The sequence below is a fragment of the Listeria valentina genome (assembly GCF_011800755.1).
Taxonomy (GTDB): Bacteria; Bacillota; Bacilli; order Lactobacillales; family Listeriaceae; genus Listeria; species Listeria valentina.
This window is the reverse complement of the sequence record NZ_JAATJW010000007.1, coordinates 76103-89036: the sequence shown is the minus strand read 5'-3', so window position 1 is coordinate 89036 and position 12934 is coordinate 76103. Positions and strand designations below refer to the sequence as shown.

Below are 12934 nucleotides of genomic sequence, written 5' to 3'. Positions count from 1 at the left end.
AAAAGGAGGCTCTTTATTTTGAAAATTTTTAAGTATTTACTCTTTTTGTGTCTACTTTATTGACATCTATCCAAATTAAAAATTAAAAGAATCTCGTCTATAAATGACGAGATTCTGAGTCTATTTCAATCCTTTTCTTTTTATAAATTGAGGCATCATAAAGAGCATTCCATTGACTAAAATAAGATTCTATCGAAAAACGATTTTCCACCGTAAGTCTAGCCTGTTTAGAAAGTGAAAGTCTCAACTCGCGCTCATTTAAAAACAATTTCAAATAAATTTGAATTTGCTGCAAATCTCCCGGTGCTACTAAAAAACCATTTTCACCATCTCGAATGGCTTCCGGTATTCCTCCAATACTCGTTGCAAGATTGGGAATCCCCCACGCCATCGTCTCAAGAATAGACATCGGCAAACCTTCATTATAAGAGATTAACAAGTGCAACACTGCATCCGAAAGCACCTCATCACGTTTTGAAACATCTAGCCAGCCAGGAAGTGTCACATTTTGAATGTTTCTTCGCTTGATTTCTTTTGTAAGTCGTTCGATTTCCCCATCTCCATATAAAACAAATTGGTAATCTGGAAAGAGTGGGGCAATTTGTAGCACATCATAGCTTCCTTTTCGCTCCCCTTGACGCCCTAACATAATAATTTTTTTGGCATCTGAATCGTAGTTTGCTTCTTTTGGCACTTCTACTGCATTAGGAATCACAGAAATGGGGGTTTTTGTAAGGCCTCTGTAAAAGCTCGCCCAACTTTCACTTAAAACAACAATGTGATCAGCACGATTTAATACGTCTCGAATTCGTTTTTTTAAGAATCGTGGACTTTTTTCGTAGAACAAATCAAATTGTGAAGCATGCATATGGAAAATATAATGCGTATACCTAGGAACTAAGTAGCTAAGCAAAGCTTTTCGATAAAAACTTCCTTTTTGTGCTACGTGAAAGTGAACGATATCAATTTTTTCTTGTCGAATTTTCTTACGGATCAAAAATAAAGTCCGAATTCCAGCAAAATATCTATGCTTTTCCTGCCAAGTTTCCAAGTAAACTATTTTATTACTGCGGTAATATTTCCGGAAATTGGCAATAACTGTCGCTATGCCACCTTTTGCTTTAGAACTTGGTCCAACCATCAAGATATTCATCTTTTGCCTCCTTTCTTTCTATAAGAACCCATAAATTCCCGACATTTATTAATGAGTGCCATCAGCGTTTCGTTGTATAACCAAGAAATCACTAAGAGCACCAAAAAACCAAAACCAAAACTCCACATAGACTGTTCGCAAAAAGTTGTATAAAGCGCATATGAGACTAAAAACAAAGTTCCCACATAAAATCGCTTCAATTTATAATCAACCTGAAATAAACGAGTGGAAAAATAAGTTCTCATCGCAAAAAAAGCAATATAAGAAATTCCAGTAGAAATTGCAGCCCCTGCAGCCCCAATTAACGGAACAAGGAAGATATTTCCAAGCACATTAATAAAAAAGACACAGCAAGCGATCAGAAGATGCCACTTTGTTTTTTTATAAAAGTTAATTCCAACCACAGTCACTTCTGAAATGGTATACATCACAGGGATAAATACTAAAAATGGCATGATCGAAGCAGCATCCCGGTATTCTGAACCTAAAAGATAAACAATAACTTCTTTAAAAAGTAAAACACCCGTTGCAATAATAAACATTACAAAAATAACCGTTTGAGCCATTTTTTGGAAAAACACGGTATTATCAGGGTTTTCTTTGAATTTTTCATAACTAAGCGGTGTCCAAAAAGCCGTAAAATTGATCTGTAACATATTAAGGACAGCAATAATTTTAAATGCTGCATAGTATAACCCTAATTCGCTATAGTTTGACCACTCTTTAATAGCGAGTCGATCCACAGACTGAAAAGCTAGCGTCATTAGGAGCGTGACCATAAGTGGCATACCATAATGTAGTCTTTCGCTCGTACCACTCTTTAGAGGAGCAACTTGGCCACCAAAAAAATGCCAAAATTTATACTCTACACCAATAGCAATCACGGTGACTAAAATCATAAATGAAATATGTGCATAAATAATAACTTCATAGTGATTGCCCATTAGATACGCGAAAAAAAGAATACCTAGAAATTCAAGTGATTTATTTAAGACTTGAATCAACGAGAAAATCTTTCCCTTTTGTTGCATGCGGATAACAAGTGACGCAAATGTGCTCACAATGCGCAAAAAAACATAAAGCAGCAGTAAAAAAACAAGCCACAAACTGATTTTTGAAAATATGAATGCGGAAAAGCTTTGATAAAAAACCAAAATTAAAAGAGCTGCTAATCCAAAAGTCGCAAGTGAGATCCTTAAACTGCTACGCAACAAAAACTTACGATTCGACGTCTCTTCTTCATAAAAAAAACGAATAAAACTTTGATCCGATCCGAGAAGTGTGATCGCTGTCAAAACATCCACAACGAGCAAAAAAATGGAGGCTTGTCCAAATTGATCAGGTGAAAGCAGCCTTGTTGTAATCGGCGTGCTCACAAAACCGATCAACATGGCAATCCAGCTTCCAATCGAAATTGATAAAAACTTATTTAAAATATTGCTTGTTTGACTCACGAAAGTTTTCGCCTCCTACTTAGCACCCGTCACTTTTTTTCATAAACTGCTGCATTTGTTCTACAAAAGCTAAAAATGTTACAACTTGATCTTTTTCCTGCGCCGTCCCATTTTCAAAAAGAAACATACAATCCTGCTTTAACTGCTTATCTTTTAACACCTCTAACCCTCGCTCAAAACGCTCTTCATAGAAAGCTTGTAGCTCTGGATTCTGTTTATACCAGTAGTCCACCGGATTCATATGTTTCTTTGTGTTTAATCGCAGCCCAAGCTTTTTCTTAAGATACTTTCCTACCGCTTTTGGAAGACTTGTCCACGGAATAGGAACCCCCTTCACAGTCCAGACTTTGCGATTGATCTTTCCCTGCACCTTTTCATAGACAAAATTAGCTGCTTCTGGGTAATAGTGATTGATCCACTTCAAATAAAGCGCATGTCCACTACGATATTCAAACGGAAGTGACAAACAAAAATCTAAAAACTCGACATCAAGAAACGGAGAAATGGTTTCTGTAAATTGATACATTGGCTTTAAGCCAATATTTATCCCTGTGAATCCACGATTGTAAAACTTAAACAACTCTTGATCCGATAAGTTAACTGCTTGCTCTTCTGTATAACAAACCCGGTCGAGCAGCTTCGTCGAAACAGCTCCATCTCCTCGCTTAAAGCCTTGCTGCTTTCCATCATCATAATAAGTCCCAATGATGACATCCCCAAGCTGACCGGTATGAACCAACCCAAACCTATCCAAGTTGACATTTTTCAATAGACTGAGTGTGTGCGAAACCGTTGAACTTTGGGCTCTTGCTCCCGATATCCTGACGGCTTCATCAAAATACTTGTATAAATATAGTCCGTTATCTAAACTTTTAAACAACCACTCGTGATGCAACTTATTCGCAATTTCATTCGCCACAGTCTCATCCAGATAATTAGATTGGGAAAACGTGTAATTTAACATATCCGTATAGCCCATTTCGTGTGCTACCCAAGTTGTCATTCGTGAATCGAGTCCGCCACTAAGTGCTACTAAATGTTTATAGCCATATTCCAAATCCTTTTCAAAAGAAAGACGAACAGCATTGCGAAATAATGTATCTAATTTTTCAAGCGCTTGTTCTTCTTCAATCGGCTGTACTTTAGTTTGAATCTCATAATAACTTTTTTGCATCAATCCCTTAGAGGAAAACATTAAAAAGCTTCCTGGTGTAAGACGTCTCACTTCGTCGAACAAAGTTTCATTACAAAGCGTGTGCCCATGAGTCATTAAACTATAACTAGCATTTTTATTAAGCCTAAATGTCTTCTCGGAATGAACATGAACGAGTTTTATTAGCAGATCAAAGTCTGTTGCAAAATAAAGTGTATTCGTTTCTTGATCCATATAGTAAAAAACTTCTTTATCACCCATATGATTTGTATAAATCGCAATTCTTGCGGTTTCCTTTTCAAGTACTACTCCTGCAAAACTGCCCCGCAAGTTTTTAAAGAAAGGGGTAGCGGCCGTTTGTTTCATTTTCTGAAGTAATGAAACCATCTTTGTTTCAGCATTCATTCTGTAATGTTTTAGTAGTTTCTGCTTATTTAAGACAACGCCATCAAGAATAAAAAAGTGTTCTGCATCCTCAGAAAACGTTTTGTCATAAATAAATTTTTTTGTAGCGTGTCGAAAAAAGCGACCGTAAAGTCCTGCAACCTGAATCACAGCCTCTTCATCTATAAATCCTGATTCGTGTGTTACAAAATCGCTCCATTTTAGTTTTTTTTCAAGTACGTCAGGCCTGTCTGAAACAAAGCCATAAAATCCAGGCATAGCATCTTTCTTCCCTTCTATCAAAATCAATCATTTTTAAGTCTTGCGCGTGATAAGAACAGCTCCACAAATGAGCCCTAAAAAAGTTGAGGACAATGCTGAAAATAAAACATGTCCCGCAAAAAAGCCGTAAAAAATGATGACAATCAGAATAAAGCTATAAACAGAACGTCCTTCTTTTTCTAAAGCTAGCTTCAAAAAATACCCTAGCAAAACGAGCAAGAGAATCATTCCAATCAAGCCAAAACCGAAAAAAGCATCAAAAAAATCCATTTCAATTAGGCCCATGCGACCAAATTGTTCTAGCCGGTACTGAAAGCCCTGTCCACCAAAAAAAGTGAAATTAAAATGAGGATCACTCAAAAAAGCAGTCATTCCGCCTTCCAGAAAGGTGCTACGTGAGCTAGACAAAAGTCGAACTAAGTCACCATCATAAAGTTGATAAAAGTAACTTAGCCGTTCGAAAGTTCCGCTCAGCATTGAAACAATATCTCGTGCACCTTTTATAGCGCCCCAGAGTAAAATCCCTAAACAAATGATCCAGATTGTTAAGCGATGAAGTAACGATCGATACAGCGAGCCAAATAAAACAGTGACGAGTAGTATCAAGCTGACAAAAGCACCGTAAAGAATTCCCGTTTTCATTCCAATTAAAATTAAGCAAAAGAAATTGCCCACATAAAGCAAAATGCTTAAAATTAAACCCATGCCCCATTTTCCTTTTAATTTTTTATGTAGTTCCCAGCCGGATAATGTAATTAAAATAATGAACGCACAAGAAAGATCGTTCTGTGCATAGAAGAAGCCCTTATAACCCGCCTCAGAAGCTGCATAAGTATAGGTTCCTATACCGAGTAAATAGGGAATAATGAGGCCTGCTGTAAAAAACAAATTAATCACTGTAAACATTCGATTTAACCACAAAATCTGAAAAGTCTCTCTCCGTTGGTACATATAATACGGAATAAGTGTCCATAAAAAGTACTTCACTAAAACACCTAAATCGCTAGTTAACCAAGAAATTGGATTCTGTAGGACAATACTTTGAAGGAGAAAAAGCAAGAAGCTTCCTAAGATGAACATGAAAGTGAGGAAGGTGTAGCGACTCTTAGGCATTACTTTGCTAAAAATGGCAAAAAGTAAAAAGAAAAAGAAGACAAAGCGATACAAAATACCAATTGGAAAAGTCTTACCTGTTGTCAAAAAAAAGCCATTTACACTATCAATCAAAGGAAAAACAGCAACAAGTGCCAAAAACAAATAGATATTCCAAGGTATACGTTGCAATTGTCTATTTTCCACGCCGTTTCTCCTTCCATACCAGCTTTAAAAAAGTCAGATTTCCTAGCAAATAGCGCCGAAACATTCGCCGTGGTTCTTGAAGAAAGCGATAAAACCATTCCAAGCCGATCTTTTGCATCCAACTAGGTGCACGCTTTGTTTTGCCAGCAATAATATCAAAACTCCCGCCAACGCCCATAGAAAAAGGAACATTCATAATCTCTTTATACGTGTGAATCCAAAATTCTTTTTTGGGACTCGAAAATGCAACAAACAAGATATCCACGTTGCTATCTCGGATTTCTTCTGCAATAGAAAGAGATTCCCCTTCTTCAAAATAACCATTCCGGTAGCCCGCAATCCTTAATGCTGGAAAGGTTTCCTGATGAATCTGTATCACCTTTTCTACCACTTCTTCTTCCGCACCAAAGTAGTAAACTCGGTAACCTTTTTTTGCCGCTAGTTTTACAAGATTCGAAAACAAATCAATCCCTGTCACTCTTTCTTGAACCGGAAAACCAAGAAAGCGACCAGCCCAAACAATTGACTGCCCGTCTACATTAATCAACGAACAGCTATTCACAATTTCTTGCAATGCTTTGTTTTTAGCTATTAAATTAACTTTGCTAGCATTCACAACCACATGTTGCTCTGGTTGACGTGCTAAGATAATTTGCTCTACTCGTGCAAGTGTTTCTTCCATCGTGAGAAGGTCTAGCTGTGTTCCAAGTAAAGAAAACCGTTTATTTTGTTCAGAAGTCACGTTTCAGTAAGCCCCTTTCGGAGCAATCACAACTAAAATAGTCCGAGCAAGAATTTTTAAATCATTCAAAAACGACATATGCTGAATATAGGCAAGATCTAGTTCTACCATTTCAGCAAACCCAATTTGATTTCGCCCGCTAACCTGCCAAAGACCTGTACAACCTGGTGTAACTGTCAGACGCATCTTGTCATATGCCGAATACATCTCAACTTCTCGTGGAAGCGGTGGACGCGGTCCCACTAACGACATTTCTCCTCGGATAACATTCCATAGTTGCGGAAATTCATCAATACTTGTTTTTCTTAAAAAACGTCCAATCGGCGTTACCCGCGGATCTCTTTTCATCTTAAACATCGCGCCTTTTATTTCATTTAGTTCTAAATACTTCGCAAGTTCTGTTTCTGCATTTGGTCGCATTGTTCTAAATTTATACATCTGAAAATTCGAACCGTTTCGCCCAACTCGGACTTGTTTAAAAATTATCGGTGCTTTTAGGTCTGTCATCTTAATTACTAACGCTACTAAAATAAACAGCGGAAAAAGAAACAGTAGCGCTAGAAGTGCAAAAACAAAATCCCACAGTCTTTTAAAGCGCAAATAAAGGCCTCTTTCTTCTGCCGCTATTTGGAAAATCACTTTATCGTTTTCCATTATTCTCACCCTTTTTAGTAATAGTAATAGTTTTTATTCAAGTCTTTTGTGCCATTTAAAATAGCACCTAATAAATTCACTCTAGTAAATTTCAACTTATCAAGAGCTTTTTTGGCTTCTTCTTTGAGTGTTTTATGATAGCGAATTACGAGAATAGCTCCATCTACCTCATCAGCCAAGACTAACGCATCAGGAACAATCGTCGCTGGTGGCGTATCTATGATAATAAAATCGAACTTTGTTCTTAGTTCAGCCAAAATTTTTTTCATCCGGCTAGAAGCCAGTAAGTCTGTTGGATTCGGCGGAATAATGCCACTTGTCATAATAGTTAGATTGTTAACCGTTGTTTTTTGAAGCACCTCTTCAAGTTCTAGGTCTCCTGTAATCAAATTCGAAAGCCCGCTATACATATTTTTCGAAAAAATTTTGTGGATCGTTGGTTTGCGCAAATCCGTATCAATTAACAGTGTCTTTTTCCCAGATTGTGCGGTTACAATGGCAATGTTAGAAGCAATTGTTGATTTTCCTGTTCCGCTTTCCGATGATGTGACCATCACAACATTATTTTCTTTATCAATACTAGTGAAATCGATTCCGGTTCGAATCATTCGAAATTGCTCATAAAGCGGTGAATGTGAATCAATCTGTGTGAGAATCGTTTTCGTTCCCATATTTTTGACCTCGCTTTCTACCTTTTTCCGCACTGTGTTTCACTGCCCGATCATTAAATTCGCTTACTACCCCTAAAACATGAATTCCAAGTAAACTTTCAATTTCCTCAGTGTCAGTAAATTTGCGGTTAAAAAACAGCTTCATAAACATAATCAAAAGATCCACAACCATCCCGCATAGTAGTGTTAAAATAAGTAATAAAGTTTTATTCGGTTTTATTGGTTGATCACTACTGGTTTCATCCGCTTGCGATAAAATGGTGACATTATTGACATTCATGATTTTTGGTATTTCTTTTTGAAAAGTTTGAGCAGTTAAGTTTGCTATTTCTGTTGCCTTTGCTACATCTTTATTTTGAACATTAATTTCAATCACTTGAGAATTATCTTTACTCGTAGCCGTCATCGCTTCCATCAAAGCTTCACTAGAATAAGTTCCATCTAGTTTTTCTTCAACTTCACTTAAAATTCGCGGGCTTAAAATGATATTGCTGTACGTATTTACAAGTTGTAAATCGGCTTGAACAGATTGCACTTCAAGATTCGCATTTTTTGGATTATCATTTTGGCTAATTAAAATCTGTGCGCTTTTTTGATAAACTGGAACAGCTATAAATTGCAAATAAGAAAACATTCCTGCAACCAGTACTACAATGACGCCAATAAGAAGCCATTTTTCGCGTTTCATCAGTTGTATAATTTTACTTAAATTAATTATTTCATTCATTGGATTCTCCCAAAATAATGATTTAAACACTCAATTTTTCTTGCTTAATCGCGGAAATGTCCCCTAACGAATAATAGTGAACGCTCGAATTTGAATGTTCATAAACTTGCTTCGTATCTAACAAATAGCGTTGTTTCATGTGCGAAAAATCCGCTTCTGTTATTTGTTTAAATTCCGCGTGATCCGTTAAAATTAAAACTAAATCACTATTCCTAAGTGCATCAGATTTATTTTGCGTCAGCTGGTCTATTTGAACGTGTGGATCATAAACGCTAATTTCATAATTTGTTGTTTCCTTTAAAAGTCGTAAAACCTCAATTGCTGGGCTTTCCCGTATATCATCAATATTTCCTTTGTATGCCAATCCAAAAATCGTTATTTTTTTCCCACAAATGTTATCCATGAGTTGCTTAGTTTTCTGCACAATAAATGTGGGCATATTCCTATTGATAGCTCTTGCCGTTTGAATTAACTCCGTATTTTCTGGTGAAGCAGCCACAACAAAATACGGATCAACAGCAAGGCAATGTCCTCCAACCCCCGGACCCGGTTGGTGAATATGCACACGCGGATGTTTGTTTGCCATCTCGATGACCTTTAGCACATCGATCTCAAGATCATCTCCAACCTTGACAAGTTCATTAGCGATCGCAATATTAATATCACGATACGTATTTTCCATCAACTTAGATAATTCCGCCTCAGAAGCTCCCGCCAAAATAAGTTCACCTTCGACAAACTTGCCATAAATTTCTTTTCCTTTTTCCGCACAACGCTTTGTCACGCCACCAATGATTCGATTATTTCTTCTTAGTTCCAACAAAATCTTTCCAGGAAGTACCCGTTCTGGGCAATGCACTAAATAAATATCTTCCCCCACCACAAAACCATAGCTTTCGATCATAGGCTGAATGTGGTTTACTGTTGTTTTAGGAGGGATAGTAGATTCAATAATCACGGTATTACCCTTTTGTAAAAACGGTAGGATGGACTGAACTGCTTGATCTACATACTGAAAATCACAACTATGATACTTGTCATTTTGATTAGGCGTTGGAACAGAAATAATAAAAACATCTGCTTGTTCCGGAGTAGTTGAAGCTCTGAATGTTCCATCCGCTAAAACTTCTGCTAACAGTTCGGCAACTCCTGGTTCCTCAAGATGCACAATTCCTTGATTGAGCTGCGACACAATTTTAGATGAAATGTCTACCCCAACGACTTCTTCGCCGCTTTTTGCAAAACTAAGCGCTGTTGGAAGCCCAATATACCCAAGCCCAATCGTCATTAACTTACTCATTTACGGTGACACTCCATTCCGCAAGTTCCTTTCCGTTTGGTTTGTAAACTAACTTATCTGGTACCTTATTGGTAGCAAAAGAGACCTTACCCGACAGCTTTTCACCAGACTTTAGTTCATTTCCAAACGTTGCAAGTGAATCATCTAGCTTCACTTCTTTTTTATCCTTCGTTTTTAGTACGAAATCAATTGATCCTAGTCCTTTCTTTACGGAAGAAGCATTTTCTCCTTCAATCGTGAAAGTATATAGATTTTCTTTTTTCTTGCCTTCTACTTTTTCATTTTCTTCTTGTTTTTTAATCGTTATTTTCAGCCCATCAACAACTTGACTTTTATTTGCTGGATTTTTTTCGCTTGTTTTCTCTGTTTGGTTTTTTTGTTCTTTTTCAGCTGCATTATTCCCAGAGCAAGCTCCTAAAAAGACAAGTAAAACAAGTGAAATGCTCATTACTATTTTTTTCATACTACACCTCAACTAGATAATTAGTTACCCACTAGAAAACAAGTGTTTTCTAGTGGGTAATGTTTTTTAATTAATTACAGCTACACTTTTTTGATCGAGCAAAGTGGTCAGCTCATTATAAGCGGAGATTGTAACCACATCTCCTGCTTTGATTTTATTTGCACCCACATAGTACGAAAATCTTCCATTTTCAAAACTTCCGCCCCATGCTTGTTGAACGCCATTTATAGACACACGCGCCATTGTAATATCTCCTGTGTAAGCACCAGTGATTGTCACATTTCCAACAGAGTAAGAGTCAGGTGAAATTGTCCCTTGAGATGTAGAACTTTTGACTGTTATCGTTTTATTGCCATCTAACAAACGATCATTTTTATCGTAAGCAGAAATTGTGACTACATCTCCTGCTTTAATTTTGTCAGCTCCAACGTAATAAGAGAAGCTTCCATTACTAAATGTTCCACCCCACGCCTGTGCTTTACCATTAATTGAGATGCGAGCCTTTGCCACATCACCAGTATAGGTACCATTAATTTCTAGATCACCGACAGTAAACGTGTTTGGTGAAATCGTTCCTTGAGTCGTAGCAGAACCACTAACCGTCACAGTTTTTTGATCCAATTGTTTGTCATTTTTGTCATAAGCGGTTAGTACAACTGTATCTCCTGCTTTAATAGCACCAGAACCTACATAATAAGAGAAACTTCCTCCACTAAATGAGCCGCCCCATGACACAACTTTTCCATTTACTGTTAGACGAGCTTTTGCGACATCACCAGTATAGCTTCCAGTAATGTTTGAATCATTGACCGCATAAGTTTTTGGTGAAATGGCTCCTTGAGTAGCCCCACCATTTACAGTCACAGTTTTTTGATCCAATTGTTTTTCATCTTTGTCATAAGCAGTTAACACAACTGTATCTCCTGCTTTAATAGCGCCTGTACCTGTGTAGTATGAAAAGCTTCCATTAGTAAAGGTACCGCCCCATGACACAACTTTTCCATTTACCGTTAGGCGAGCATTAGCAACGTCACCAGTATAGCTTCCTGTAATAGTGGAATTACCAACAGTATAGCTATTCGGAGTGATCGTTCCAGCTGTTACTGCTCCATTTACTTTAACTGGCACTTTTTCTGTTAGACTTGTTTGTCCATCTTTTGTATAGCCCTCAATTGTGACAATATCTCCGGCTTTAATGACATTTGGATTGACGTAGTAAGAGAATCCGCCATTCGCAAAAGTACCACCTTGAGACTGAAGAACCCCATTTACATAAAGTTTTGCAAACTCAACATCACCAGTATATGTTCCTGTAATGTTTGAACTTCCAACTGTATATTCAGCTGGGGTAATCGTTCCTTGTTGATTCCCAATTTTAACTGGTTTATCGTCTAACACTTTACCGTATGCACTATATCCAACTAAACGAACATCGTCAGTAGCATTTGTGATTTTATCTTCTGCATAATAGGAGAAGCTTCCATCAGCACGAACGTCAACTTGAGGATATTTTTCTCCATTTACAACAAGCGCAACAGTTTTCACATCTCCTGTATAAGACCCTGTTACATTTTCTTGCCCTAATTGATAAGCCTTAGGAGAAACTGTTCCTTTAATATTTTCATCAGAAACAGTAATTTTACGCTCTACCTTTGTTTCATTCCGGTCGCTATCTGTCACCGTATAAGTTACAGTATATACACCTGGTTTATTGATATTAACATCTGAATCCACCACAATTTTGTTTGTGAGGTCCCCATCTTCTTTATCTGTTGCCTTAACTCCAGCAAGTGGATCAAATTCTTCATTCACTTGGACAAGGGTGTCGCTAACTCCTGTAAGTGTTGGAAGACCACCAGTCCCAACAATGGCTTGCTTTTCAGCAGTATATGCCTCCGCACCGCGGTCACCAATTTGGATACTGACATATCCACTGCTGTTCTCTCCGACTTTAACATGATAACCATTCCCAGTTTGTGAATCTGGAATAGCTACTTTTAAGTCGTTGTAAAGCGATTTATAATCCAAGTTCATTTGGTAACTAACCGTCGATTGAGCCGGAATTGTTAACGCTTGATCAGTTTTCATACTCAAAACACCGGAGTCTTTATCATAAGTAAGATTTTCTTTGCTAAATGAAATTGAACCTCCAAAAATGCCAAGACTTGTAATCTTCCCTGTTTGGTTAAGCGCATCAAAAAGTGTCCCTTTTTCATATGCGGCTTCAATCAGAGGACGAAATTCAACTGGAATTTCTGTTGTCATATAAACTTCCTCAGCTAGACCAGCTCCCCAAGCATTGACCCAAAAATCTAATCGCAAATTACCACCAACTTGCGTATCAAGATTAAGTGGTGTTACAGCCGCAGTTTCAAGCGTCGCATTTGTCCACACTGCTAGTGCACGTGGTGTAGGTTTTTGAGTAGCCTCTGATCCATTCGTTTCCGCAGCCTTAGCTTGGAACGGAGTCCCCACTAAAAATTGGCTGGCTACAGTTGCAACAGCGACCGCTGTCACTACTCCTTTTTTTAAATTCTTACTTGATTGTTTGGTCATGTCTGAATTCTCCTTTTCTTTTGAAATAGCTACAGTAAAGTAATCACAAATATTTCCTAAATGGCACGGCATCCCCCCCTTAAACGGCCTACTTAG

At 37.6% G+C, this 12934-nt stretch carries 11 protein-coding genes; all 11 read right to left on the bottom strand.

Translation table 11 applies throughout. From position 1 onward, the window contains the following. Nucleotides 1–97: 97 nt before the first annotated feature. The 11 genes from HCK02_RS03540 to HCK02_RS03490 all read right to left on the bottom strand — a co-directional run bounded on the left by HCK02_RS03540 (nucleotide 98) and on the right by HCK02_RS03490 (nucleotide 12838). Nucleotides 98–1153, bottom strand: coding sequence for a glycosyltransferase family 4 protein (locus HCK02_RS03540; protein ID WP_167628752.1), 1056 nt, complete (start codon nucleotides 1151–1153; stop codon nucleotides 98–100). Next, on the bottom strand, nucleotides 1150–2607 hold the full coding sequence (locus tag HCK02_RS03535) for a lipopolysaccharide biosynthesis protein (RefSeq protein ID WP_167628751.1): 1458 nt from the start codon (nucleotides 2605–2607) through the stop codon (nucleotides 1150–1152). Before HCK02_RS03535 ends, HCK02_RS03540 begins: the two co-directional genes overlap by 4 nt. A 19-nt stretch (nucleotides 2608–2626) precedes the next feature. Continuing rightward, nucleotides 2627–4423: an asparagine synthetase B family protein gene (locus HCK02_RS03530; protein ID WP_167628750.1), complete on the bottom strand. Its 1797-nt coding sequence runs from the start codon at nucleotides 4421–4423 to the stop codon at nucleotides 2627–2629. 36 nt (nucleotides 4424–4459) lie between these two features. Beyond that, on the bottom strand, nucleotides 4460–5725 hold the full coding sequence (locus HCK02_RS03525; protein WP_246215521.1) for an O-antigen ligase family protein: 1266 nt from the start codon (nucleotides 5723–5725) through the stop codon (nucleotides 4460–4462). Continuing rightward, nucleotides 5715–6407, bottom strand: coding sequence for a WecB/TagA/CpsF family glycosyltransferase (locus HCK02_RS03520; RefSeq protein WP_167628756.1), 693 nt, complete (start codon nucleotides 6405–6407; stop codon nucleotides 5715–5717). The genes HCK02_RS03525 and HCK02_RS03520 overlap by 11 nt, the downstream gene beginning before the upstream one ends. 63 nt (nucleotides 6408–6470) lie before the next feature. Beyond that, nucleotides 6471–7121 carry a sugar transferase gene (locus HCK02_RS03515; RefSeq protein ID WP_167628749.1) on the bottom strand — a complete coding sequence of 217 codons (651 nt, stop codon included), beginning with the start codon at nucleotides 7119–7121 and terminating at the stop codon, nucleotides 6471–6473. Nucleotides 7122–7135: 14 nt separating this feature from the next. Then, nucleotides 7136–7792 carry a CpsD/CapB family tyrosine-protein kinase gene (locus HCK02_RS03510; protein WP_167628748.1) on the bottom strand — a complete coding sequence of 219 codons (657 nt, stop codon included), beginning with the start codon at nucleotides 7790–7792 and terminating at the stop codon, nucleotides 7136–7138. Further along, nucleotides 7761–8519: a YveK family protein gene (locus HCK02_RS03505; protein ID WP_167628747.1), complete on the bottom strand. Its 759-nt coding sequence runs from the start codon at nucleotides 8517–8519 to the stop codon at nucleotides 7761–7763. The genes HCK02_RS03510 and HCK02_RS03505 overlap by 32 nt, the downstream gene beginning before the upstream one ends. 22 nt (nucleotides 8520–8541) lie before the next feature. Continuing rightward, nucleotides 8542–9819, bottom strand: coding sequence for a nucleotide sugar dehydrogenase (locus HCK02_RS03500; protein WP_167628746.1), 1278 nt, complete (start codon nucleotides 9817–9819; stop codon nucleotides 8542–8544). Next, a complete protein-coding gene (locus tag HCK02_RS03495; RefSeq protein ID WP_167628745.1) occupies nucleotides 9812–10282 on the bottom strand; it encodes a DUF4354 family protein in 471 nt (156 codons plus the stop codon). The genes HCK02_RS03500 and HCK02_RS03495 overlap by 8 nt, the downstream gene beginning before the upstream one ends. A gap of 66 nt (nucleotides 10283–10348) precedes the next feature. Continuing rightward, the gene (locus HCK02_RS03490) at nucleotides 10349–12838 is read right to left on the bottom strand and encodes a DUF5011 domain-containing protein (protein ID WP_167628744.1); all 2490 of its coding nucleotides are present in this window, start codon (nucleotides 12836–12838) and stop codon (nucleotides 10349–10351) included. Nucleotides 12839–12934 lie beyond the last annotated feature (96 nt).